16 protein-coding genes are annotated in these 21,736 nt (G+C 62.2%); 9 read left to right on the top strand and 7 right to left on the bottom strand.

What is annotated here, in order from left to right; all coding sequences use genetic code 11:
• Window positions 1–68 precede the first annotated feature (68 nt).
• Entirely contained in the window at window positions 69–1,010 is a 942-nt protein-coding gene (locus GXB81_RS04640) for a LysR family transcriptional regulator (RefSeq protein ID WP_167046966.1), read from the top strand.
• Between the two features lie 150 nt (window positions 1,011–1,160).
• Here GXB81_RS04640 and GXB81_RS04635 read toward each other — a convergent pair whose 3' ends face one another.
• Window positions 1,161–1,826, bottom strand: a complete 666-nt coding sequence (locus GXB81_RS04635; protein ID WP_345889850.1) for a hypothetical protein — start codon at window positions 1,824–1,826, stop codon at window positions 1,161–1,163.
• A 263-nt stretch (window positions 1,827–2,089) separates the two neighbouring features.
• Here GXB81_RS04635 and GXB81_RS04630 point away from each other — a divergent pair, with 263 nt between their 5' ends.
• Entirely contained in the window at window positions 2,090–3,073 is a 984-nt protein-coding gene (locus GXB81_RS04630; protein WP_167046968.1) for a helix-turn-helix domain-containing protein, read from the top strand.
• Here GXB81_RS04630 and GXB81_RS04625 read toward each other — a convergent pair.
• Window positions 3,052–3,837 (bottom strand): coniferyl-alcohol dehydrogenase, encoded by a 786-nt coding sequence (locus GXB81_RS04625; RefSeq protein WP_205988501.1) that lies wholly within the window; start codon window positions 3,835–3,837, stop codon window positions 3,052–3,054. The genes GXB81_RS04630 and GXB81_RS04625 overlap by 22 nt on opposite strands.
• A gap of 217 nt (window positions 3,838–4,054) precedes the next feature.
• Between GXB81_RS04625 and GXB81_RS04620 the strand changes: the two genes are divergently transcribed.
• The 6 genes from GXB81_RS04620 (at window position 4,055) to GXB81_RS04595 (ending at window position 11,549) form a co-directional block, all read left to right on the top strand.
• The gene (locus tag GXB81_RS04620; protein ID WP_205988500.1) at window positions 4,055–5,503 is read left to right on the top strand and encodes an aldehyde dehydrogenase; all 1,449 of its coding nucleotides are present in this window, start codon (window positions 4,055–4,057) and stop codon (window positions 5,501–5,503) included.
• A 65-nt stretch (window positions 5,504–5,568) separates the two neighbouring features.
• Window positions 5,569–6,498 (top strand): MBL fold metallo-hydrolase, encoded by a 930-nt coding sequence (locus GXB81_RS04615; RefSeq protein ID WP_205988499.1) that lies wholly within the window; start codon window positions 5,569–5,571, stop codon window positions 6,496–6,498.
• Between the two features lie 33 nt (window positions 6,499–6,531).
• Complete coding sequence (locus tag GXB81_RS04610) at window positions 6,532–7,521, top strand: amidohydrolase family protein (protein WP_205988498.1); 990 nt, start codon at window positions 6,532–6,534, stop codon at window positions 7,519–7,521.
• Window positions 7,522–7,574: 53 nt separating this feature from the next.
• Window positions 7,575–8,918: an MFS transporter gene (locus GXB81_RS04605; RefSeq protein ID WP_205988497.1), complete on the top strand. Its 1,344-nt coding sequence runs from the start codon at window positions 7,575–7,577 to the stop codon at window positions 8,916–8,918.
• A gap of 68 nt (window positions 8,919–8,986) precedes the next feature.
• Window positions 8,987–10,075, top strand: a complete 1,089-nt coding sequence (locus GXB81_RS04600) for a porin (RefSeq protein WP_167282961.1) — start codon at window positions 8,987–8,989, stop codon at window positions 10,073–10,075.
• A 187-nt stretch (window positions 10,076–10,262) separates the two neighbouring features.
• Entirely contained in the window at window positions 10,263–11,549 is a 1,287-nt protein-coding gene (locus GXB81_RS04595; protein ID WP_205988496.1) for an Nramp family divalent metal transporter, read from the top strand.
• Between the two features lie 79 nt (window positions 11,550–11,628).
• Here the strand turns inward: GXB81_RS04595 and GXB81_RS04590 are convergent, their stop codons facing one another.
• The 5 genes from GXB81_RS04590 to GXB81_RS04570 all read right to left on the bottom strand — a co-directional run bounded on the left by GXB81_RS04590 (window position 11,629) and on the right by GXB81_RS04570 (window position 18,486).
• Entirely contained in the window at window positions 11,629–12,390 is a 762-nt protein-coding gene (locus GXB81_RS04590) for an IclR family transcriptional regulator C-terminal domain-containing protein (RefSeq protein WP_205988495.1), read from the bottom strand.
• 229 nt (window positions 12,391–12,619) lie between these two features.
• On the bottom strand, window positions 12,620–13,462 hold the full coding sequence (locus GXB81_RS04585; protein WP_205988494.1) for a VOC family protein: 843 nt from the start codon (window positions 13,460–13,462) through the stop codon (window positions 12,620–12,622).
• A gap of 11 nt (window positions 13,463–13,473) precedes the next feature.
• Window positions 13,474–15,135, bottom strand: a complete 1,662-nt coding sequence (locus GXB81_RS04580) for a bifunctional 3-(3-hydroxy-phenyl)propionate/3-hydroxycinnamic acid hydroxylase (RefSeq protein ID WP_205988493.1) — start codon at window positions 15,133–15,135, stop codon at window positions 13,474–13,476.
• An 86-nt stretch (window positions 15,136–15,221) separates the two neighbouring features.
• On the bottom strand, window positions 15,222–16,079 hold the full coding sequence (locus GXB81_RS04575) for a fumarylacetoacetate hydrolase family protein (protein ID WP_167282971.1): 858 nt from the start codon (window positions 16,077–16,079) through the stop codon (window positions 15,222–15,224).
• Between the two features lie 313 nt (window positions 16,080–16,392).
• Entirely contained in the window at window positions 16,393–18,486 is a 2,094-nt protein-coding gene (locus tag GXB81_RS04570; RefSeq protein ID WP_346777776.1) for a TonB-dependent receptor, read from the bottom strand.
• Window positions 18,487–19,714: 1,228 nt separating this feature from the next.
• Here GXB81_RS04570 and GXB81_RS04565 point away from each other — a divergent pair.
• Window positions 19,715–21,376, top strand: a complete 1,662-nt coding sequence (locus tag GXB81_RS04565) for a hypothetical protein (protein ID WP_205988491.1) — start codon at window positions 19,715–19,717, stop codon at window positions 21,374–21,376.
• Window positions 21,377–21,736 lie beyond the last annotated feature (360 nt).

Here is a 21,736-nt window from a genome sequence, read left to right as displayed (position 1 = left end):
CAGGAGCGAATGGGCGTGAGCGCGCCTCTAACGCTACCGCGCGAGTACACGATTGAAGGATGTTGGCAATGAATGACATTGACCTGAAGCTGCTGCAAATCTTCGACGAAATCTATACCGGCGGGAGCGTATCTCGCGCAGCCGAAAAGCTTGCCCTGAGTCAACCCACGTTGAGCGTCGGTCTCTCCAAGCTAAGACGCCGTTTCAATGATCCGCTCTTCGTTCGGGGAGCGGGGGGGATGCGCCCGACACCTCATGCGGAAGCGCTCATCGAGCCAATCCGCGAAGTTCTTCGACTCTTGCAATACACGCTCTCGCTTCAAGCCGTATTCGATCCGATGTCATCGGCGCGCGTTTTCCGGATCGCAATGACAGACATTAGCCAGGTGGTATTGCTACCGCAAATTCTGGCTCAAGTCCGCGTGACGGCACCGAACGTACGCATCGAGACGTCGCATATTTCGGCGGACACGCCGACGCAACTCGAAACCGGCGAAATCGACCTGACGATCGGCTACATGCCGCATATCGAGGCTGGCTTCTATCAACAAAAGTTATTCGACGATCACGTCGTCTGTCTATTGCGAACCGGTCATCCACGGATCGGCCCGCGTCTGACGCTCAAGAGCTACCTGAGCGAAGCGCACCTGGAAGTACAGGTGACCGGCAGCGGATTCGTGGCGGTAACGAAAATGCTCGAGACGGAAGCACCTCAGCGACGGGTGCATCTGCGCATTCCGAGTTATCTGGGGATTGGAGAGATATTGGCCGGCAGCGATCTGCTCGCCACCGTTCCGCACCTGCTCGCCGACGTATTGCAAAGGCGCAACGCGCTACGGGCGCTACCGGTTCCCATCGGTTTGCCCTGCTTCACCATTCGGCAGTACTGGCATGCGCGGTTTCATCACAATCCGGCATGCCGCTGGATCAGGCAAACCGTTGGCGATTTATTTAACGGCCTGGGTTCTTCCGTCACGCCGGAGCATCCTGTGGGAGAAGAGCAATCCTGAGTCTTCAGATCAAGCGCGTGAAGCCCCCTTCCCTTGCCTACGCCCGGCGCGATCCGTTTCAGGTAACCGCCGCTCTGACCGATCGGTCAGCCGTTTGACGCATCGCGGCGATACACGCCACGACACGCGCCGCGATACCCTTCCGGCTATTCAACGCGCCCCATTCTTGCCTGCATTGAAAATCGATCTGTAATACGCATCCCCACTATCAAGGTGAGTACGGAATCCGAATCCCTGATCGAGCATGGCCTGCATGTCGTGACGCTCGATACGCATCACATAGCTATGCTCATTGGTCACCAGTGCGCAGGCACCGCCCGGCACATCGACCGAGCGAAACCACTTGCCGGGATCGGCGTGGCCACTGGGGAACGTCTGTCCCTTGAACTCAACCTGCCATCCGCCATCGAGCAGAATCCAGTACGGTGCTTCCGGGTCCGCGGTGCCGTCGCATTTCGCAATCACCGCACCGGGGTCCGCTTCCCACTCGTGCGAGTGGTCGATCACCCATTGCAGTTGAGCCGTCGTCAGCGCGGTAAAAAATGGCGTGTGCCGCAAGAGATGCAAATAGGTAATGGAAGGTTTCATTGTCATATTCCTGACGGCGTCCGGCTCGCGTTTACCGCTGCAGGACGCGATACCGAGCGCCGAAATCAGCGCCAGCAGCGGGATCGAAAAGCGCCTGCACCAACGGGCCAAACGTCCGCGTTCCCGCTCATGTGAAGTGTCGCGGCTTACCATGTGATGACTGCCGGGCTCACGCGATACCGCACAAAGCATTGGCCATGATCGCAGCGCGAGATAAATTTTCTGCACCCATCGAACATCTCCTGTTCAGCGTGAATTACAGGCAGCATGATGGCCGATATTGACGCCCAGATAATTAGCTGCGTTTCCTCATCAGAATTCCATTTGCCTCAACTATCGAGCCGGACCTCGCCCAGACGGGGGAAACACCGTCTCCCGACGTTTGCACCCAGCCCATCCAATAGGGTGAATACTTATACAAAAAAATCTTATTTTGATAAAAATTTCAGTATTATTATATTGATATTCTCAATTTTTCAGAGACACCGGGAATGAAGAACTTCGTTACCGTCTCCACGGCAGCGATCCCGCCCGCGGGACAGGCGACCGAATGGGCGCGAGCGATCGGCGAACGCTTCAGCGAGCGTTTCGGCGGCCGGCTTTTCGACCCAGCGACCGGCGAGTCCTTCTCGGGCCAGATCGGTTATGCCGATGTCGGGCAAATCCAGCTTTGCCGGCTGGCGGCCCAAGGGCATCGCGTGGAAAACACGCCGGGAAGCGAGGCCAGTTCCAGCCGGTACAAGCTGACGATCCAGCTCGAAGGTACGTCCGAATTCGAGCAGGATGGTTTAAAGGCGAAGCTTTCGCCGGGGCACTGGGCCATCTACGACACCGCGCGCCCCTATCTGATGAATGCGCCCGATGCCATTCACGTGGCGATTGCGACTATTCCAAAGGACATGATGCGTCTCTCGCTCACCGAGCGTTGCGCACTGGTCCATCCGCTGACCTCCCATAGCGGTGCGGGCCTCGCGCTGTCCCGCTACATCATCGATCGCCTGCAGGCATTCGAACTCTCACCGGAACTCGATGCCGATGCATCGGCCGACCCGATCGAGCAGGACCTGACTACCCAGATCAGAATCGCACTGCAGGATCAGGTGTCGGAAACCAGAAAGCATCTGCACCCGAGGATGCTGCGCACACGCATCATCGAATACATCGAGCAGAATCTCGCCGATCCCGAACTCACCGTCGAGCGGATCGCGCTCGACCTGAACTGCTCGAAGCGTTACCTGCACACGGTATTCGATAGCGGCACCCACACTCTCTCCCGGTACATCCTGCAGCTGCGGCTCATGCATGTCTGTCGCGATCTGGGCAACCTGGCGTTGCAGCAATGCTCGATTACCCAGCTGGCGATGAAATGGGGCTTTGTGAGCCCCGGTCATTTCAGCCGCACCTTCAAGGAAATGTTCGGCGTGTCGCCCCGCGACTACCGGCGAGGCACGACTCAGCCGAGCCCGCTCGACTGACACAGGATATTGGCCGCCATCCCGCCATCGCACGGGATGTTGACGCCTCGTACCCACCGGCTACCGTCGTCGCACAGAAACGCCACGAGCGGAGCAATGTCGTCGGGCCGCCCCGCGCGCTCGACGAGCCGCATGTCTTCCTCAGCCCGCTTGCCTAGCGTCTTCAGAAAGTCCTGATGAATGGGCGTCTCCACCGGCCCGGGGCTGATCGCATTCATGCGGATGCCGCGGCTACGCCACGCCCAGCGCATCTGCAGTGTCCATGCAATTAGCGCCTCCTTCGACAAAAAGTACGCGCGCGCGTCGTCGACGCCATTCGCTTCGCAGAACGCATCGACGTCCTCCAGGTTGCTCACGCCGAGCAGCGCCCGAACCTGACCGATCTGATCGGCCCAGCCGAATCCCGCCAGCGACGCCAGATTGACGATCGAGGCACCGTCATTCATCAGCGGCAGCAAAGCCAGCGTCAATTGGCGTAACCCGACGAAGTTGACCTGCAGCACGGGTGTGCGCCCTTTCGTCGGCGGCAGTCCGGCGATATTGCACAGCGCGTCCAATCGGCCGTGAACCTGCTTTGCAACCGAATCGATCGAATCGGCTTGCGCAAGATCGGCCCGAATGAACTGATCGCACAGCCCCGCCGCGGGCTCGTTCCGGTCCACCGCAATAACGCGCGCGCCCTGCGCCCGGACCGTTGCCGCACACGCGGCGCCGATACCCGAGGCGGCCCCGGTGATCAAAATGGTCTTGCCTTGCAACGACATATTCGACGTCTCCTTGAGGTTGTCTCCATGGCGCCGGAGATCCGGTGCCGACCGTGCCGACTCTAGTCGCCCCCCGGCTACACGTCTTGCCTGACAGTGCAGTGTCGGCGCGATTCCGTGCTGCACGTGCGCAGCGAAATTGCACTATCAGGCAAGTCGGTCAAGGTTGGTTCTCCTACATTCGCATCCACACAGTCCTGTCACATGGAGACACCTCTTGAGAACCGTCCAGTTGCTCATCGCGGGACGCCCGCAGCCGGCCGTTGCCGGCGCGACGTTTGATCGTGCCAATCCGCAATCGAATCAGGTCGTCACGCGCGCCGCCTCGGCCGGCATCGAGGACGCCCGGCTCGCGGCCGATGCCGCGCAAGCCGCCTTCGCGGTCTGGTCCCGAACCGGCCCTTCGATCAGGCGCGAGATTCTGCTGCGCGCCGCCGACCTGATGGAGCAGAAGAAAAATCTCTTCGTCGAAACCATGCAGAGCGAAACCGGTGCGACGCGCGTCTGGGCCGAGCACAACGTGTTCGCCGCGGCCGCGATTCTCCGCGAAGCCGCCAGCATGACAACCCAGATCGCAGGCGAAGTCGTTCCGTCGGACGAAGGCCGTCTGTCGTTTGCGGTACGGCAGCCGGCCGGCGTCGTGCTCGGCATCGCCCCCTGGAATGCGCCGATCGTGCTCGGCACGCGTGCGATTGCGATGCCGCTCGCCTGCGGCAACACGGTCATCCTGAAGGCATCGGAAATGTGTCCCGCGACCCATTCGCTGATTGCGGACGTGCTCGTCGAAGCCGGACTCGGCAACGGCGAAGTCAACGTCATCACACATGCGCCGGCGGCGGCCGGCGAAGTGGCCGATACGTTGATCGCGCACCCCGCCGTTCGGCGCATCAATTTCACCGGCTCGACCCGGGTCGGCCAGTTGATCGCCGAACGGGCAGCACGTGTACTCAAGCCGGTGCTGCTCGAACTGGGCGGCAAGTCTCCGCTGATCGTACTCGACGACGCCGATGTCGAACGCGCCGTCGCCGCCGCTGCATTCGGCGCGTTTTTCAACCAGGGGCAAATCTGCATGTCGACCGAGCGCATCGTCGTCACGCCCGCGATTGCCGAGTCTTTCGTCGCGCGTCTCGCCGACAAGGCCGCGCGCCTGAGCGTGGGCGATCCGCGCACCACTGACGCGCCGCTTGGTGCGCTCGCCAGCGCCGGCGCCAGTGCGCGTATCAACGAACTCATCGACGACGCGCTGGCGCGAGGCGCCACGCTGCTGGCCGGCGGCAAGGCCGAAGGCGTATTCATGCCGGCCACGGTGCTAGACGGCGTCACGCGCGAGATGTCGATTTACCACGAGGAAACATTCGGCCCGGTCGTCTGCATCATGCGGGCGAAAAACGACGAACACGCCGTCGAGATCGCCAACGACTCGGAATTCGGTTTGTCCGCGGCGGTATTCAGCAACGACATCGAACGCGCCTTCGCGGTCACGAAGCAGATTCGCTCAGGCATCTGCCACATCAACGGCGCGACGGTCAGCGACGAACCGCAGATGCCGTTCGGCGGCACCGGCCGTAGCGGCTACGGACGCTTCGGCGGCAAAGCCGGTATCGCCGAATTCACGGAGCTGCGATGGATCACCGTGGCCTCCACGGCTCCCGCTTTTCCGATCTGAGCGAACCCGACAGCGACCCCGACACGCCCCGCGTGCCGGCAATCAACCCACCGAGGAAATAACACATGGCTCTACATCCGACGAACGATCGCGCACATGCGCTGCAGGCGGGCTGGACCCGCTTCGATCTCGGCGGCTTTCAGTGCACGGTCGTGACCGACGGCCTGCTGCACCTCGGCCCGCCGCGCAACACGTTTCCGAAAGCCGATGTCGAGGAAATCGACGACCTGCTGCTTCAGGCCTTCCTGCCGACCGAAACGATCGCGCTCGATCAGAACGTACTCCTTGTCAATACCGGCGAGCATCTGGTGCTGTTCGACACGGGCGTCGGCATCAACGCCGAACTGGGCGTCAAGACGTTCGGCCCGAATACCGGCCGCGCCATCATCAATATGCGGGCGGCCGGTATCGAGCCGGAAGACATCGATATCGTGGCCCTGACCCATACCCACCCGGACCACTGCTGGGGTCTCGTCGACGACAACGACCGCAAGCTGTTCCCGAATGCGCGCATCGCCGTGAGCCGGGCCGACGTCGACTACTGGACGAACCTCGAGAACATTCGCGATTCGATGTCCGACCATATGAAAGACCACTTCTACGGCGCTCACAAGAATCTCGCGCCGTATCGCGACGTCATCACATTCATTGAGGATGGCCAGGAGATCGTGGCGGGCATCCGCGCTCATGCCACGCCCGGCCATAGCCCCGGCCATACGATCTACGCAATCTCCAGCGAGGGGCACACGCTCGTGTGCTGGGGCGACCTCTGCCATCACCAGGTGCTGCTGCTTAGGCGGCCGGAATGGGCGTTCCTGTTCGACTACGACAGTTCCATTGCGGCGGCCACGCGCATGAGAGTGCTGGAGTGGATCGAGAAGCAGGAGCATCAGGTCCTCTCGTATCACTTTCCGTTTCCGGGGCGCGGGCATCTGCGCCGCAACGGCGACGGCTACGACTGGCTCCCCTCGCCGATCCAGCTCGAACGAGCCTGATCGCCCCCACTCCATCAGGATACCTATTTCATCATGAACACCGCTTACCGCTGCACGTGTGGTCTCATCGACGTCCACGCACACTGCCTGCCGCCGGCCTACCGCAAGGCGCTCGACGACGCCGGCCTCGCCACGCTCGACGGCGGCTACCCCGTTCCCGAATGGAGCCCGGAAAAAGCCACCGCCGTCATGGAAGAAAACGGCATCGACACGATGATGCTCTCCGTGTCCTCGCCGAGCGTCAGTTTCCTCTCCGGACGCGAAGCGCGCGTGCGGCTTGCCCGCACCATCAACGAAGACATCGCGCAACTCCGGCGCGACTACCCAGGCCGCTTCGGCGGCTTCATGACGCTGCCGTTGCCGCACGTGGCCGACTCCCTCGCCGAAATCGACTATGCCTTCGACGAGCTAGGTCTCGACGGCCTGATCGTCGAAACGAACAGCGACGGCAAGTACCTCGGCGACCCCGCGTTCGCACCGATATTCGACCGGCTCAACGAACGGCACGCCACGATCTTCCTGCATCCGACCGCCCCGGCCTGCTTTTCGGCCGTCGGACTCGGACGCCCGGCGCCGCTGTTCGAGTTCCCATGCGACACCGCGCGCACGGTTATCGACCTCGTGTTCTCGGACACGCTCAAGCGCTGCGCCAATCTGAAGCTCATCGTGCCGCACGCGGGCGGCGTGCTTGCCGCGATCGCGCACCGGATCGCGCTGCTCTCGCCGATGCCGGTCATGAAGCCGGGCCCCAAGCCATCCGCCGAGGTCATCGCGGAATTGCAGGGGCTCTATTACGACCTCGCCATGTCGGCCAACCAGCCCACCTTCGACGTGCTGCGCACACTCGCCCCGCTCTCGCAGATCATGGTCGGCACCGACTTTCCGTTCCAGCCGGCGCACAACGTCGCGCGCAATATCGCGGATTTCCGCACGCTCGACGGCCTCACTGCGGAACAGCATCGGGCCATTGCGCGCGAAAACGCGCTGCGGCTCTTTCCGCGCTTCGCCAGCGCGAATGCTTAGTCTGACTGACTAATCCACCCTGAAATACAACACATCACACCAAGGAGACAATCATGAAAACCGTGCTCGTAGACGATCTCATCGATGAGCGTCCATTCGGCCTCTTCCAGGCGTCGATCTTCGCCATCTGCTTCCTGATCGCCTTGATGGATGGCGCCAACGTGCAGGTCATGGGTCTGAGCGCACCGCTGCTCGCCAATGACCTGAAGCTGACACCAGCCCAGCTCGGCCCCATCTTCGCCGGCTCCGAGCTCGGTTTCATGATCGGCGCGCTGCTGCTCGGTCCGGTTGCCGACCGCATCGGCCGCAAGACCGTGCTGATCGCCTGCGCGTGCCTGTTCGGACTGGCGTCGCTCTGCACGGTGACGGCGCCCGGATTCGTCACGCTGCTCGTGCTGCGTATCGTGACGGGTATCGGACTCGGCGGCGCGGCACCGTGTCTCGTCAGCCTGACGACCGAATACGTCTCCCGGCGCCATCGCGGCCGCATCGCCTCGCTGCTGTGGGCCGCCATGCCGGCCGGCGGCGTCATCGCCGGCTTTGCGGCGAGCATCGTGATTCCGCAGTATGGCTGGAGGGCCATGTTCTATCTGAGCGGCATCGTGCCGATCGCCGCCGCGGTGCTGGTGTGGCTCTTCGCGCCCGAATCGGTGCGGCTGCTGATCCTGTCCGGCGCGCGGGACGATCGCATCGCGCGGATCGTCAGGCGTCTCGCGCCTTCTTCCCTCGCCGGCGAGCCGGTGCGCTACGCGACCCATGAGCATCAGGAAAAAGGCTTGCCGGTCAAGCATCTGTTCGTCGACGGCCGCGCGCCGCTCACGGCCCTGCTGTGGCTCGCGTTCTTCCTCAACTTCCTCGCCTTGATCGCGACACTGGCCTGGGCCAGCACGCTGCTGCGTAGCGCGGCCATGTCGGTGGCCGCCGCGTCCACGGTCCTCGCCTGGAACAACGTGGGCGGCACGATCGGCGTCGCCATCGCCGGCGCGGTGATGGAGCGCCTCGGCACCTGTCGCTTCCTCGCCGCTATCTATGCGCTCGGGGCCATCGTTCTTGCGCTTACAGGGCTCAGTACACCTAACACCGCGCTGGTTTCGCTGTGCTCGGGTCTCACGGGTCTGTTCGTCGGCGGTGCCACTTCGGGCCTGATCGCCATCGCCTCGATGACCTATCCGACCGCCATCCGTTCGACCGGCGTGGGCTGGGCGCTTGCCGCCGGGCGCCTCGGCGGCGCCGTCGGCCCCGTTGCGGTCGGCGCGCTGGTCGCCACGGGCCTGCCCGTTGCGCACATCTTCGTCGCCACGGCAGCCCCGGTGCTCGGCGCGTCGCTCGTGATGCTCGCGATGAGCCGCCTCGGCGCCGCCCGCACCGTCGATCGCGCCGAATTCGCCACGCATTGAACGACGGGTGCCCGATCTGCGGCAGCCCTTCTACAACAAGAAACAACAAGAATCCGGAGACAACCCTCATGTTCAGACACACCATTCTCGCATCGGCCGCCCTGCTCGCCTGCGGCAGCGCCGCCGCTCAAAGCTCCGTCACCATCTTCGGCATGATGGACGCCGGCATAACCTACGTGAACAATTCGGGCGGCAAGAGCAAGACCTTTTTCGACGACGGCATCTATTACCCCAACATGCTTGGCTTTCTCGGCCAGGAAGACCTGGGGGGCGGCACGAAGGCCATTTTCGAACTGGTCAACCAGTTTTCTCTCGCGAACGGCTCGACCATTCCGACCGCCAATGCGCTGTTCAACCGCACCGCCTATGTGGGCCTGTCGAATACACAGTTGGGACGACTGACGTTCGGTACGCAATACGACTTCATGAAAGATCAGCTGCTGTCCTACGACGCATCGCTGTACACCGGTGGTTTCTATAACTTTCGCGAAGGCCCCTTCCAGACCCTCGGCATTCCGGGCAATCCGACCGGCTCATGGGACTTCGACCGCATCGGCGGATCGTCGCGCATGCAGAACTCCGTCAAATACCAGTCCGTCGATTACAGCGGATTCTCGTTCGGGATGATGTACGGCTTCGGCAATGTCGCCGGTTCCGTATCGGCCGACAATGCCGTCAGCGCGGCGCTCGAATACCGGCACGGCGGATTCGGCATCGCCGCCGCCTATACCGAGATCAAGTATCCGGAGATGAGCAACGGCCACGATGGCATCCGCAATTGGGGAGTCGGCACCCAATACGATACCGGCAAGGTTCTCGCCAATCTGCTCTATACGAACACCCGCAACACGCTGACAGGCGGCCAGATCGATATGGTCCAGATCGGCGCGAACTGGCACGTCACGCCGTTCTGGTCGCTCGGCGCCGATTACCAGTACATGCAGGGCAACGCCGTGCTCCTGGACAACAAAGCCCATGAAGTTGCTGCGTCGGTCATGTACTCGTTGTCCAAACGCACGAGCGTCTACGTGGAAGGTATCTATCAGCGGGCGACGGGCAGCAACGGCAGCGCGACCGCCTGGATCAACGGCTTGAGCGCACCGTCGAGCACAGGCTCGCAGTTGCTGACCAGAATCGGGATGACCACCACGTTCTGAACTCGCGTCTGAGTTCGTGTCTGAACTCGCGGCGATCCTGCGCGGCATGGCGGCACGGTACTGCTGCAAAGCATTGCCGCGCTGCCCGATACGAATCCGGGGCCACCGACATTCCCGCACCTTCATCGGGTCGCCATAAGACAGCGGCCCGTCTCTTTTGAGTCCTCTCCCTTCTACGCGTGGCGTCATGAACCCAACAACACGCGGCGGCGCCGTTCTCGGCACCCCGGCCCTGCCGCTTCGGCAACCCGCCACCGGTTACCGAAGCGGCCTGCGCGCGCTTCTCGGTGCATCCGGCCCTGCCCTCGTCGCCTCTGTCGCCTATCTGGACCCGGGCAACATCATCACCAACCTTCAGGCCGGGGCAAGATACGGCGACGAACTGCTCTGGGTGGTTCTGCTCGCCAGCGTGGTGGCAATGCTGTTCCAGTCGCTGTCGGCAAAGCTCGGCATCGTGACGGGCCGCAATCTTGCCGATATCTGCCGCGACAGCTTGCCTCGCCGCTACGTCATCGCGCTCTGGCTTCTCTGCGAAGCGGCCGCCATCGCAACCGACCTTGCAGAGGTGATCGGCAGTTCGATCGGCATCTCCCTGCTTTTCAATCTCTCGCTGCTCAACGCCATGCTGCTGACCGTCGCCGCCACCTACTCGCTTCTGCAACTCGAAACGCGCGGTTACAGGCCGCTCGAACTCGTGATCGGCGCATTCGTGAGCGTGATCGGGATGGCGTATCTCGTCGAGGTATCGCGGATGCCGGTGAACTGGTCATCGGTCTGGGCGCACAGCATCCCGTCGCGTTTCACCGATCACGGCGCACTCGGTCTCGCGGTCGCCATAGTCGGCGCGACGATCATGCCGCACGCGCTGTTCCTTCATTCAGGCCTGACCCAGAACCGCGTATCGGCCGGTGCCGTACGCGAGCCACGCGCGCGGATCAGACTATCGAACATCGAGGTAATCGTCGCGCTGGGCGCGGCAGGGTTGATCAACATGGTCATGGTCGTCATCGCGTCGGTTGCGTTTCACAACGGACACGCCGAGACGGCCGATATTGCCTCGGCAACGCGGCTTTTGACGCCGCTGTTCGGTGCGTTCGCCGGCACTCTCTTCCTGATCGCGCTGGTCGCGTCGGGCATATCGAGTTCCGTGGTCGGCACGCTGGCCGGGCAGATCATCGTTCGGGGATTCGTCGGATACCGGATTCCGTTGTGGCTCAGAAGGGGCCTCACCGTGGTTCCGGCCATCGTCGTGATTGCATCGGGTCTCGACGTCACCACCGTGCTCATCGCCAGCCAGATCGTTCTGAGCCTCGCGTTGCCGGTGCCGATGATCGCGCTCGTCTGGTTCACCTCGCGCCGCAGCGTCATGGGTGAGCACCACAACCACAGGTCCGTCACCGTGCTCGCCATTGCAGCGACTGTGCTGGTGCTGGTTCTCAACGGCGTCCTGTTGTGGCAAGCGGTAAGCGGCTAGTCGGGCGAACAGTTAGCGGGTAGCGGGTAAGCAGCTAAGCGCGTGAGCCGATGAGCGCCCCGCGTGACCCGCCCGCCGGTTAAACCGCTTCGGCCTCGGCACGCAAAGCCGTTTCGACTTCGCGTGCGCCGGTCGACACCAACGCGGCCAGGCGGGCGATCATTTTTTCGTCTGTCTCATCCGACACCACGTAGCTGATACTGCCGATTCCCACCCGGTCCAACGACAGCACGGCCGCGGCGATCCCGACGAGTCCCGCATCCACTTCCCCGCGCGTCACGAGACTGCCGTGTCTGCGCCATTCCGTCAGCACGGAGCGGAATGCCGGCAGCGTGCGGCCCAACCCGGCCTTCGCAATCGCTTTGGTATTGTTTTCGAAGAGCGCCTTGATCCGCCGGGGCGGCATGTACGCGAGCAGCATCTTCGAAGTCGCGCCGTAGAAAAGCGGCATCGGCCGCCCGCGCTCGTAGCTGATCGCCGTCGGGCTACCCTTCGCATTGACGCGATGAATGCACAGCACGTCGTCGCCGACCGCGCGGCATAGCAGCACGACCGACCCGGGCGGAGCGTAAGTGGAGAGATCGTCCATGACGGGACGTGCCGCGATCAGCAAGGGATCGGTCAACTGCAACTGACGGTCCAGCTGGGTGATGGTCGGCCCCAGTCCGTACCGGCCAGGCCGCGTGGTCGCAACCAGTCCCGCCTCGTCGAGCGCGGCGAGATAGCGGTAGGCGGTGGCGATCCCCACCTCGAGTTCCGAGGCCACCTCTTCGGCAGTCCATTCCGGATGTTCGACCGTGAACAGTTTCAGAACGGAGAGGGAACGGTCAGATGCGGACATGGCGGGAAATCGGTAGCTGACGGGAAACTGATTTTCTCATCATGAGATAATTTCCGCCAGATAGGTACTCGCGTTTACACGGCGCTCGATGACGGCACAAGACCGTTGTCGGGGAGCGCCGCGCCCCGGCTTCCGGGGTTCGTGTTCGCATTGCATCGAACGTGGCCGGGAGACTGCCGGGGAATCATGCCGCTTCACACGGACCATACGAACCATGCAGGGGCAGGCATCAGGTCCGAACCCAGGCACGTCCCCACGAATTCAGCGTACGTTCGTTGTGCGGCCAAACTCCGGGCGTGTCGCCAACGCCGACGCGAACCAGTTCCGCGGAGAACTCCAGCCGGTTGCCGTCCGGATCGGTCACCATGAAAAACAGGTTGTCGCCGGGACCATGCCGCCCCGGACCGAAGAAGATCGGCACTTCGGCCCTGGCGAAGCGGTCGCCCCAGTCGCGGATATCGTTCCACTCGTTCGTCTCGTAGCAGTGGTGATCCCAGACATTCTGGCTGCCCTGAAAGAACGCCAGCGAGTGATGCTCGTCGTCCGACCGCAGGAAGACGACCATCGTCTTGCCGTCGTCGCTGACTACTTCGTCGGAAATCGCATAGCCCACGGTCTCCGTGTAGAACACCACGACGCGTTCGAGCTCCGTCGTCTGGAACACGGTGTGCTGAAGACGCGCGGGCAAGCCATCTCGCGAAGGCGACCCCGCCGTGAGACCGAAGGACACGCACCGCCCCTGCGGGTCGCGAATCATGAACGCACCGGGCCGATACAGCACGCTATCTGCCGGCTCGCACGTGACGTTGCGCGCAACCAGACGTTGACGCAACGCCGCGAGGTCTGCCTCGGTATCGACCACGAAGCACGAACACGGCTGGCGTCCGCTCAGGGAATCGCTGATTTCCACCGCGCGCCCCGGTCCGGTCAGGACGATCCTGCCGTCGGGCGACGGGACGTCCACCAGATCGAGCTGCTTGCGATAGAAATCGGCGAGCTGGCGCGGCTCGGCCGATACGATATGGAGGTGATGCAGTCTTGCAGGCGTTGCCTGCTGAAGCGTAGTAGACATGATTATTTCCCTCATACATGGGGCGACGTGGCAACCTCGGTCACCTTCCGGCTTTCCGGCGCGCACTCGCCAGGCTGATTGATACCGAGCTGGACCGCATAGGCGGTGGCAAACGGCGACTGCTCTTCCGCGCGGAATGCCCCGGCCACATAGCGGTCGGGACGAAGCAGCAGGATTTGCCCCACGCAGCCGCCGAGCGGCACCTTGAACACATCGTTCTCGTCGACGACGAACTGCAATGAGCCGCGATTCTGTCCAACGGGCATGGACGAGCCGGCAGGCAGCACGTGCACGCGCGTGCAGCGCAGGCTATTCCATAGAGGATGGCCCAGATCGGCGAGGCGGCTGCCGCCCACCGGGCCATACTGCACGAGCGAGAATCCTTGCCCCGTCAGATCGTCGAGCAGGACTTTCATTCCATCCGGGGTCCGAACCATCGGCTGCGGCAACATGCGGCCGCGGAAGCTCCACTTGCCGAGTCCGTCGTCCGGACCGAGCAGCCCTTCCCTGAAGCGCGGCTTCGGCTTGAATTTCATCTGCAGGAAATAGTCCCGTAACGGCGGCACATAAGCCGCAAACGTGAAAAACGCTTGCCACAGGAACGCGCTCAACCGCGACGACGGCGCCATCACGATGCCCAGATTGAGCGCGAGCCGAATCAGCGCCCACGCATGGCCGCGGCGCTCCGTCTCGTACGAATCGAGCACCCGTTCTGGCAAACGGCCATCCAGTACGGCCGCGAGTTTCCAGCCGAGATTGAAGGCGTCGCGCACGCCGCTATTCATGCCCTGCCCGGCGTACGGCGGCGTCAGATGCGCGGCGTCGCCGGCGAGAAACACGCGCCCTTCCTGCCAACGCTCGGCCACGCGCGCGTGAAACGTATAGACCGTCTTGCGGATGATGTTCGTCTCCCGGTCTCCCCTGAACGGCATGAGCAGCTTGCGAACCGTCGCCGGTTCCATGATCGCCTCGGCGGATTCGTCGGGATGAACGAGGATTTCGAAGCGCCGGGTCCGATGCGGACCGGGCACGTCGACCACCGCCCGCCCCGCGTCGCAGTACACACGCATCTGCGAGAACGTATCGTCGTCGTCCTCGGTATCGATCACGAGCCAACGCGACTTGAATGTCGAGCCGACCATCCTGATGCCGAGCAGCTCGCGTATCGGGCTGCGGCCGCCATCGCACGCGACCAGATACTTCGCGCGGATCTCGATCTCTTCCCCGGCGGCACTGACCCTGGCCGTAACACCCCGTTCGCCCTGCTCGAACGACTCCAGCGTGTGGCCAAACAGCACCTGCCCCGATGCGAACCGGTTCAGGCCGTCGCGCACGGTCGCCTCGAAAAGCGGTTGCCGGAACGCATTGCGACGCGGAAAGCCATACTCGCTTGCGGTCGGAATCACCTTGCCGAAACACCGGCCACCGTGGCGGGTAAAGTAGTGCACGCCGTAACCGGGCACGACGTCCTTCATCACGGCTTCCGACAGACCGACCGCCTGCATGGTCCGCAGCGATTCGTCGTCGATCGACACGGCACGCGGCTCGCCAATGGTAGACGGCTTGCGATCCACGAGTACGAACCGTGCGCCGGCACGTCCGAGCACGTTCGAAAGCGTCAGCCCCGTCGGGCCACCGCCGACGACCAGCACGTCAGTATCAATGATCTTCAATTCTCGACTCCATCAACAATCCACCGCACTACTAACTATCATGCGAAGGATCGCCCGCCTCGCGGCGGTTGTCTCCTACCTTCTGGTTAGTACCGGGTCTCGTCGACCACGATATTGCGCAGCGTGCCGATACGGGAAATCTCCACCTCGACCACATCGCCCGCCTTCATCCACAGTGGCGGCGTACGGAATGCACCCACGCCGCCCGTCGTCCCGGTGATGATCACATCGCCGGCGTGCAGCTCGGTAAACGTCGAGCAGTATTCGATCAGTCGGCCTACGTCGAAAATCAGGTCGTCGGTGTTCGCTTCCTGCACGACCGCGCCATTGAGGCGCGTGGTCAACGTGAGTGCCGACGGGTCGCCCACCTCGTCGGCCGTCACCAGCCACGGACCGAAGCCGCCGGTCGACGGGAAATTCTTGCCGGGAATGAACTGGATCGTGTGTTTCTGCCAGTCGCGCACGCTGCCATCGTTGTAACAGGAATAGCCCGCGATATAGCTTGCCGCGTCCTCACGGCGCACGTGACGCGCTGTCTTGCCGATCACGACCGCGAGTTCGCCTTCGAAGTCGAGCTTTTCGGATGCGAGCGGACGCACGATCGGACCGCCATGCGCAACCTGCGAATCGGCCCAGCGGGTGAAGATCATCGGATGAACGGGAATCTCGCGCCCGGTCTCCTTGACGTGCGAAAGATAGTTGATGCCGACGCACAAGATCTTCTCCGGGTCCGGCACGACAGGCAGCAGCTTCACGTCGCTCAGTGCGATACGCGCAGCCTGCCCCGCCGCCCATTTCCCGATAGCCGGCAGGCTACCGTTGGCCAGCGCGGCCTTGAGCGACCCACCGACTTCGCCCGCGATGGGCGCCAGATCCACCACATGTTCGCCTTCCACCACGCCGAACGATGCGGTGCCACGATATTCGAAACTCGCCAGCTTCATTCCATTTCCTCCCGGATCAATGAAGGCGATCATAGCTCAACCAGATTTTATGTCAACATTTTTATCGTATTTCGATAATTTCGTTTTTATCGTAAATTCTCAAATATCACGAAAGGAAAAGACATGCTCCGCCATGCGAAGCAGCAGGCCGATCGGCCGGAGCGCTCGGCAGGTGCTCGCGAAACCGTAACTCGGAATGGGAGTGCCCCGGCTGCGCGACAAGGCGCGCAACCGAAGTCTGCTATGAAGAATAGGGAGATCGCCCGGACAAACGCCGGCACCGCAAGCCGGCGCCGGACGGTTCACGCACGGCTCAAAAGTCCGCGTGCAGGCTGACGTAGGCGGCCAACGGCGCGCCGAGGTAAGCGCCGACCACGTTGGTGGCGATGTAGTAGCGCTGGTTGGTGACGTTGTCGATGTTCAGATCGATGCCCCAGTGATGCTCCGAGTAACCGAACTGCAGATTCTCGATCAGGGACGCGGGCGCCCAGTCGTAGCCGTTGGCATAACCGTTCGACATCCGGCTCATGTAATTGACGCCGGCACCCGCATGAAAGCCGGTTCTGCCGAAGAGGCTGAAGCGATACGTCGTCCACAGGTTCGCCATATAGGCGGGCACGCCCTGCGGGGCCGTGCCGACCGCACCCGGCGTATCGGGGCTATAGGTGATGCGCGCGTGCTCCGCGGTGAAATTCGCGTACACGTGCCAGTTGTCCGTGAGATCCGCGTCGAACGAGGCCTCGGCGCCGCGCGTGCGCTGCGAATCGAACGCGAGCTGGTCATTGCCGTACGGCGTCGCCACGTTGTCCCGCTTCACGTCGAACAACGCCGTGTTGAGCACGTAGCGCCCATCGTCGAACGACCACTTCACGCCCAGCTCGTATTGCAGCGCCGATTCCGGCGCGCCGATGGAAAACGCCGTGTTTTCCGAGTTGAAATTCGCGAGGTAGCTGCGCGATACGCCGAAATACGGCGTCATCCAGGGCGTGAGCTTGTACAGGATGCCGGCGTTCCAGCTGGTCGGCGCATCGTTGCGTGTATACGTATTACCCTGAACCAGCGTGATGCCGTCGTTGGCGGTGCGGTTCGGCTCGCCGGGGAGCGGATTCAGGCCTAGCGACGTATTAAACCAGTCCTTGCGCACACCCGCGCGAATCTTCAACTGGTCCGTCACGTCCACCTGATCGGTCGCGTAAAGGCTGTAGAAGTTCGCGGTCACATGGTCGTTCTGGCACGAGTGAGACGGCGCGCACAGGAACTTCAGGCTGGAGATAGACGTTTCCAGCGGCACCGGTGCGAAGATGTCGCCGATGTCGGGCAGGTCCGCCGTCGCCTTGGCGCTGTTGAGGTCCTGGTACAGGTATTCGAAGCCCGTCAGCAGCGTATGGTGGATGCTGCCCGTCGAGAACTTCCAGACCGGCTCCAACTGATAGTCGAGCGTGTTGAGCGAATCGTCCTCATCGCGCAACTGGCGGCCGGTGAACGTGTTGCCCTTGACCTTCGCGTGCGTGCTGTCGCCGTTGCTGTAGAAGTCCAGCGTATGGTGCATATACGACAGACGGTTGTTGATCGTCAGGTAGTCGCTGATGCGCCACTCGTCCGAGAGCGTGGCACGCAGATAGTTGCCGTGCGCATTCGCAAACGGCGTCGAGTATTTCGCGTCGAACGGCACATTGCGGATCGGCGCCCCCTTGTAGTAGATCATCCCGTATGAGTCGGGCGTTGCCATGTAGTCCTGTGCATCGAGCGAGAATTCGATCTTGTGGTCGCCGATTTTCCATTGCAGATCGGGACGGATTTCCTTGTTCCACGATGCCAGCGAACGGTAGCCGTCGGAGCGGCCGGCGGTAGCATCCAGGCGATAGTTCAGTCCGTCAATGCCGGTTGGGCCGGTAACGTAGCCACTGGCGTTGACCGTGCCGAACGAGCCGGCCTGAATGTCCCCACCCCAGTGGAACTGTGCCGAAGGCGTGTAGTGGATCAGGTTGATCGAGCCGCCTGGCGGCCCGCTGCCGAGCAGCGCGGACCCCGGTCCCTTGAGCACTTCGATGCGCTCGACGCCCAGCAGGGAATGCGTCGGGCCGTTGACCTGATCGCCGTCCGAGAAGCCGTCGTCATAGGTCTGCGCCTGCAGACCGCGAATCATGAAGTGGTCGGTAAAGCCCTTCGAATCGGTGCCGCCATAGTTCACGCCGGACACGTTGCCCTTGCGGATCGCGTCCTGCAACGACGTGACGCCCTGCTCGTCGAGAATCGCACGCGGAATGACCTCGACACTCATCGGCAGATCGCCGAGCGGGGTGCCGGTCTTGCTGACATTGACGGTCTGGTCGGGATCGTTGACGTTGTCGGAAGCATCCTCTGCTCGCGTTCCCGTAACGACGACGATCCCCAATGTGGCGGGCACCTGAGTCTGTTGAGCGGCCGGAGGCGGACTCTCCTCGGCTTTCGCCGCCTTGGCGAGCCACAAAGCCGCACAGGCAACGGATACGGCTATGGCGATTCTGGAGGGCAAAGTTCTCATCAATTTCATGGCATTGCAAGGGTTTATAGATTTTATGCAGTGCAAATCAACGACTTGTGTCTTGCCCGGATGCGTTCACGCAGCGCTATCCGGGACACGTTGGCCGACGTCGACGATAGCCCGATAGAAACCGTGCGCGCCGACACCCGGCCCATGATGCATCGGCGGGGCTTTGCCGCGGTTCGATCGCCTGCTTGATCGACGCCGAGGCAATTAGAAATATGAAGATCATGCGCGGAGCCGTTGCAGGAAGCTCGCCTCGTAACGGGCTCATGCTTCGGCTCGGTAACGGACCGACCACCTGGATCGGTTTGACTGAAAGTTGCGGGTTCAACAGAGAACTGTTCGGTTAGCTCTGATCGTGAAACTGCTTATGCTGTATGTGCCTGCCACGCAGAAAGGCCAATTTATCTTTCAAGCGTGTCAGAGACATGAACAAGGACACGGGGGCCAAGCGCCAAAAAGGGTTGGACCCGTAAAGCAAGGCGGGCCCGCCGGATGATCGGCGTGCTACCGCATGGAAGATTTATGCAACATGGATTACGAAAAAACAGTGGGTCTTCGACATCACGCGTTTCCCGCAATACATTGCAAAATACTTTCAACCACCTTTTGCAGATTCCAGTGACACGCGTGCCGGACGAAGAACGGCTTCGCCAGTTCGTTCTTCGCGAAGATGGCGGCTGTTTCATTGCCACTGTGCTGCCAATGCCCTGGGACCATCACACGGATTCTGCTTCGATACCTCGGACTTATCCTGCGCAAACAGATGGCGTTACTTCACGTTCATGCGAGGATCAACCTGCACCTCGCCTTTCAAAAAATCATGCAAGTTTATAAACAGGTAGTTCACCCAATAAACCATCCGATCATGAATGACGATCAATGGCCCCGATCTCCGCCACCTGAACCCATGACACACCCTGCCCCAGCAGCTATTTTCTATTCATATAAATAGACATCCGAAGTAATTTAAAAACGAAAGAAATCGTTCTGTATTTGTCATTCCCCATCTCGCAACAAATCGTTCATGAAATGCCGCTACGTTAGTTGTGACTGAGCGCGAGCTCGTCCAACAAGAGGTTTTCAACTCATTACGGAGGTGTTTCAGATGGCCATCGCAACTCCTCGCTCTGCTTTTCGTCCTACCATTCTCGCCCTTGCACTCGCCTGCGCCAGCGCGGGCGCCAGTGCCGATCCGTCTTTCGGCGGACCGGGCCTGCTGGTCGTCAGCCGCAGCGTCTACGACAATATGTCGAGCAACGTGCAAACCGGCACGATCCTGCCGCCCGGTTGCAAGAACACCCAGGTGGGCTGCCCGAGCGGCAACGGCGCCACGAACGACGGCACCTATCCCTATGTCTTCAACAACGCGCTCTACGATGGGAGCTTCGGCATCACGGCACGCATCTTTCTGGATGCCACCACGCCGGACGGCAAAGTCGTGAACTCGCTCGAAGTGCCGAACAGCCTGCATCCCGGCGACGGCCACGACCAGCTCGTGACGAGCTTCAGCTCCAAGTCCGAGCTTGGCCTGAACCTCTCCACGGACGGCCAGTATCTGACGTTCATGGGCTATGTCGCGCCCGTCGACGCCATCGACGTGTCGAACTCGAACACGCCGGGCGCAAACGATCCGACGAATCCGGTTGGCGAGGCGTTCTATCGCGCCGTTGCGCGCGTCGACCAGCAAGGGCATTTCACCTTCACCGAGACCAACGCGTATAGCGGCAACAACGGCCGCAACGCGATTCTCAACAACAACAATGCCAACGGCAATGGCGACGGCTTCTACTACACCGTCGGCAACGCGGGCAACGGTGCGAATCCGCAGCCCGTGAACGTGATCCTTGGCGCGGGCTCGCAGTTTATCGAGGCGACGCATCAGCACGAGGCACAGCAAACGCCGGGCACGCCCACGCCGCTCGGCAGCTTTTCCGTCACGCAGCTGGGCGCCCCGGCCGACAAGGTCGGCAAGGACGACAACTTCCGCGGCCTGACCGTGTTCAACAACGTCGTGTACTTCACGAAGGGCAGCGGCGGCAACGGCGTGAATACGGTCTACTTCGTCGATACGACGGGCAACGCCTGCCCCTCGGGCGTGGGCGTGCCCGCACCGGGCGCGAAGCTGCCGGCGCAGCCGCTCGCCTACAATCCGGCGACGGTCCAGACGAGCGGCCTGCCAGACAATGTGTGCGTGCTCGCGGGTTTCCCCAAGACTCCTAACAAAACGGCGACCACGACGGCCTACCCGTTCGGCATCTGGTTCGCCAATGCCAACACGCTCTATGTCTCCGACGAAGGCGACGGTTACGCGGGCGGCACCGATCTCTACACGCACGCTGCGGCTCAGACCACCGCGGGCCTGCAAAAGTGGGTGTATAACGCCGGCACGAAGTCGTGGAAGCTCGCCTACACGCTGCAAAACGGCCTCGGTCTCGGCACGGCCGACACGGTGCCGGGCTACCCGAGCGGCTCGAACAGCGCGACCGGCCTGCCTTGGGCTCCGGCCACCGATGGCCTGCGTAATCTCACGGGCCATATCGACGGCGACGGCACGGTCACCCTCTGGGCCATTACCTCGACCGTGAGCGGCAGCGGCGATCAGGGCGCAGACCCGAACCATCTCGTCGCGATTCGCGACGTGCTGGGCAACACGACAGTGAGCGGCGCGGCGCAGGAGAGCTTCGTCACGCTGCGTAAGGCAAACTTCGGCGAAGTGCTGCGTGGCGTCTCGCTCGCGCCGGGCGCGCTCAACGGCCAGTGGTTCTAAGCGCGAAGCAGTCTGAAGCAGCCTGAAGAAGTCGCTATGTAAGAGCGGTCGGGTGGCACGCCCCCCGACCGCTCTCATACATGATGAATGCGCCGCGAAAGATAACGACGGCTCGCTGCCACAATCGCCCTATCGGTCGCGGGCTGCAGCTTCGTACGTCCCGACTATGCCGCGAGCATCGCGACGGACACCACGGCTCAACGACATCGGCTCCGAAACTTTCGTGAGCGTTTCGTGAGCGGGCAACAGCCCGCAAAGATTTTCGAGGACACAGCCGCGGCACGTCCAGGATGAGACTGGATCGCACCACTCATCGATCATCGTGATACCGCCGAAGCAATGGATCATTGTGCAGTTCGG

Origin of the sequence: Paraburkholderia sp. Ac-20336 (genome assembly GCF_017105025.1) — a bacterium.
Lineage (GTDB): Bacteria > Pseudomonadota > Gammaproteobacteria > Burkholderiales > Burkholderiaceae > Paraburkholderia.
This window is presented reverse-complemented; position numbering and strand designations above follow the sequence as displayed.

Coding starts and splice junctions, on each gene's coding strand:
- GXB81_RS04585 (WP_205988494.1), bottom strand. CDS start 13,462: ATGTCTACTACGCTTCAGCAGGCAACGCCTGCAAGACTGCATCACCTC.
- GXB81_RS04625 (WP_205988501.1), bottom strand. CDS start 3,837: ATGTCGTTGCAAGGCAAGACCATTTTGATCACCGGGGCCGCCTCGGGT.
- GXB81_RS04605 (WP_205988497.1), top strand. CDS start 7,575: ATGAAAACCGTGCTCGTAGACGATCTCATCGATGAGCGTCCATTCGGC.
- GXB81_RS04590 (WP_205988495.1), bottom strand. CDS start 12,390: ATGTCCGCATCTGACCGTTCCCTCTCCGTTCTGAAACTGTTCACGGTC.
- GXB81_RS04595 (WP_205988496.1), top strand. CDS start 10,263: ATGAACCCAACAACACGCGGCGGCGCCGTTCTCGGCACCCCGGCCCTG.
- GXB81_RS04640 (WP_167046966.1), top strand. CDS start 69: ATGAATGACATTGACCTGAAGCTGCTGCAAATCTTCGACGAAATCTAT.
- GXB81_RS04630 (WP_167046968.1), top strand. CDS start 2,090: ATGAAGAACTTCGTTACCGTCTCCACGGCAGCGATCCCGCCCGCGGGA.
- GXB81_RS04600 (WP_167282961.1), top strand. CDS start 8,987: ATGTTCAGACACACCATTCTCGCATCGGCCGCCCTGCTCGCCTGCGGC.
- GXB81_RS04575 (WP_167282971.1), bottom strand. CDS start 16,079: ATGAAGCTGGCGAGTTTCGAATATCGTGGCACCGCATCGTTCGGCGTG.
- GXB81_RS04610 (WP_205988498.1), top strand. CDS start 6,532: ATGAACACCGCTTACCGCTGCACGTGTGGTCTCATCGACGTCCACGCA.
- GXB81_RS04565 (WP_205988491.1), top strand. CDS start 19,715: ATGGCCATCGCAACTCCTCGCTCTGCTTTTCGTCCTACCATTCTCGCC.
- GXB81_RS04615 (WP_205988499.1), top strand. CDS start 5,569: ATGGCTCTACATCCGACGAACGATCGCGCACATGCGCTGCAGGCGGGC.